Origin of the sequence: Butyricicoccus sp. (genome assembly GCF_050872565.1) — a bacterium.
In the GTDB taxonomy this organism is placed as follows: Bacteria; Bacillota; Clostridia; order Oscillospirales; family Butyricicoccaceae; genus Butyricicoccus_A.
The window spans coordinates 1-2,842 of sequence record NZ_JBNMHC010000295.1 but is presented as its reverse complement, the minus strand read 5'-3'; the positions used below and the strand labels follow the sequence as shown (position 1 = coordinate 2,842).

The window sequence follows — 2,842 nt, the reverse complement described above, 5'->3', positions numbered from 1 at the left end:
CAACATGCAGGAAATGTCATCATTCGTATGCTATCAACAAAAAAATCGTGAGTGAATATCACTCACGATTTTTTTCTGTCTATATTCGATTTAGTTCTTATGATAGAGACGAGAATCCTCTTCATATTTCGGCTCACAGGTCAAATACATGCCCAGACGGCTGCAAATCTGTTCATCCACACTGGACAACAGAACCGTACAATGCGCATCGCAGCCGCGCAGCTCCGGCAATTTTTCCATTGCCTGACGAGCCAGTGTATTATCTTCTGCCGATGCTGACAATGCAATCAGCACTTCATCTGTATGTAAGCGCGGGTTTTTGCTTCCCAAATACGCCGTTTTGAGATCCTGAATCGGCTGAATAGCCTTTGGAGATACCAAATCAATATTTTCGGCAATGCCTGTCAAATGCTTCAGAGCGTTGAGTAATGCACCTGCCATCGGACCTAACAGCTCACTGGTTTTTCCTGTTACAATGGTTCCATCCGGCAATTCAATGGCTGCACTAGGACCATCGGTGCTCTCTTCTTTTTTCAGTGCTGCATTGCGTACCGCACGATCCTGTACACTGATGCCAGCCTGATTCATCAGCAGTTCCAGTTTGCTCAGGCTGTCCTTTGTCGTGCCATATCGTTTTTTGTCGCACAGGCACTTATAATATCTGCGAATAATTTCCTGTTCCGATGCTCTGCGACATGCCTCATCATCCACAATACAGTTGCCTGCCATATTGACACCCATGTCTGTCGGAGACTGATACGGACTCTTGCCGGCAATCAACTCAAACATTGCACGAACAACCGGGAAAATCTCAATATCTCGGTTATAATTTACGGTAGTCTTTCCATATGCATCCAGATGGAACGGATCAATCATATTGACATCATTCAAATCAGCTGTTGCTGCTTCGTATGCCAAATTAACCGGATGCTTGAGCGGCAGATTCCAAATTGGGAATGTCTCAAATTTTGCATAACCAGCCTTTACACCACGCTTATATTCATGATACAGCTGAGAAAGACAAGTTGCCATCTTACCGCTGCCCGGACCAGGTGCAGTGATAACAACGAGCGGGCGTTCAGTCTCAATATAGTCATTTTTGCCATAGCCTTCATCGCTGACAATGTGTGCGACATCACTCGGATAGCCTGGAATCGAATAGTGGCAATACGACTTAATGCCCAATTCCTGTAATTTTTCACGGAATCGTACAGCAGACGGCTGAGAAGCATATCTTGTCAAGCACACGCTGCCGACATACAACCCTACATTCTGGAACTCGTCAATCAGGCGCAGAACATCTAAATCATAAGAAATACCATAGTCACCACGGATTTTATTGGTTTCAATATCCTCCGCATTGATAACGATGACAATTTCAGCTTGATCTTTCAGCTGCAACAGCATTTGCAGCTTAGAATCCGGCTGAAATCCCGGCAAAACACGCGATGCGTGGTAATCATCAAACAATTTTCCGCCAAATTCCAGATACAACTTATTATCGAACTTTGCAATTCGTTCCCGAATATGCTCAGACTGCATGTTTAAATACTTGTCATTATCAAAGCCAATCTTCATAAAACACTTTCCTCTTCGCAGAATATTCTTTATATAAAATATTAGTATAGACCTAAAACAAAGTCAATAACACAAGAAAAATTTTTTGTAATTTTTTCTCGATTCTAAACAAAAAAATCAGGTTGAATATACATCCAACCTGATAGAAGATAAAATTAACCTAAAATTTCCAACAAAACTTTTATGAAGAAAATAACAATGACAACGATAGTAAGTAACTTAACAGATTTCGCACCGCCGCGGTCAAAAAACTTCGTACCAATATAATTTCCTGCAATATTAAATGCCCCGGCAATAATACCTAACGGCAATACAACTTTTGCATTGAGAAGAAAAATAACCAATGCCGATATATTGGTAGTCAAATTGATTGCTTTAGTTGTGCCATTTGCTTTTTTTAGATCCATATGTGCAAGTGCTGTCAAGAACAGAATCAAAAAAGTTCCTGTGCCTGGACCATAAAAACCATCATATACACCGACACCCAATGCGATAAACATACTGTATACCGTTGTGCGCATTGGGGAATACGGAGCTTTATCATCTGCAAATGAACGTGGTCTTGTGACATAAAAAGCAGTTAATGGCAGAATAATCAGCATTAAAATTTTAAAATAGTAATCATCTACAACCAATGCCAAATTCGCACCGCAAGATGAGCCAATAAATGCCGATACAATGCAAAATCCAACCAATTTCCATGGAATATAGCCACTTTTTGCATACTGATACGTCGCAATAGAAGTTCCCATCGTAGAACTCATTTTGTTTGTAGCAATTGCATTGTGTACCGGCAATCCAGCAAGCATATAAGCTGGTAAAGAAATTAATCCGCCACCGCCAGCTACAGCATCTACAAATCCTGCTAAAAATACCAGCGGGCAAATAATGAAATATGTCACTGTCTTCCTCCTGAGATATATTTTCACAAAAAAACGGAACTGAAAAGAAATCAGTTCCGCTTTAGATGTAGGCATCGACCTATCTTCCCAGGCCGTCGCCAGCCAAGTATTTTCAGCGTAAATGAGCTTAACTACCGTGTTCGGAATGGGAACGGGTGTACCCTCATCACAATCAACACCTACTATTTTAAGTTTGCATCTCTGCACCCTCAAAACTGAACAACGATGAAACTCGACAGAAGCATTTTCCGAGTTTACCCAAATCAAATTTAGGTCAAGCCCTCGACCTATTAGTATCAGTCCGCTGCATACATTACTGTACTTCCACTCCTGACCTATCAACCACATAGTCTACGTGGGGT

2 protein-coding genes and 2 rRNA genes are annotated in these 2,842 nt (G+C 41.3%); all 4 read right to left on the bottom strand.

What is annotated here, in order from left to right:
* Positions 1 to 90 precede the first annotated feature (90 nt).
* Complete coding sequence (locus ACR0P9_RS10315) at positions 91 to 1,578, bottom strand: DUF1846 domain-containing protein (RefSeq protein ID WP_432619852.1); 1,488 nt, start codon at positions 1,576 to 1,578, stop codon at positions 91 to 93.
* A gap of 155 nt (positions 1,579 to 1,733) precedes the next feature.
* On the bottom strand, positions 1,734 to 2,480 hold the full coding sequence (locus ACR0P9_RS10310) for a sulfite exporter TauE/SafE family protein (RefSeq protein ID WP_432619850.1): 747 nt from the start codon (positions 2,478 to 2,480) through the stop codon (positions 1,734 to 1,736).
* Between the two features lie 66 nt (positions 2,481 to 2,546).
* Positions 2,547 to 2,663: ribosomal RNA gene (rrf, locus tag ACR0P9_RS10305) — 5S ribosomal RNA — on the bottom strand.
* 87 nt (positions 2,664 to 2,750) lie between these two features.
* Positions 2,751 to 2,842 (bottom strand): 23S ribosomal RNA (locus ACR0P9_RS10300); the annotation flags it as partial.

Coding starts and splice junctions, on each gene's coding strand:
- ACR0P9_RS10315 (WP_432619852.1), bottom strand. CDS start 1,578: ATGAAGATTGGCTTTGATAATGACAAGTATTTAAACATGCAGTCTGAG.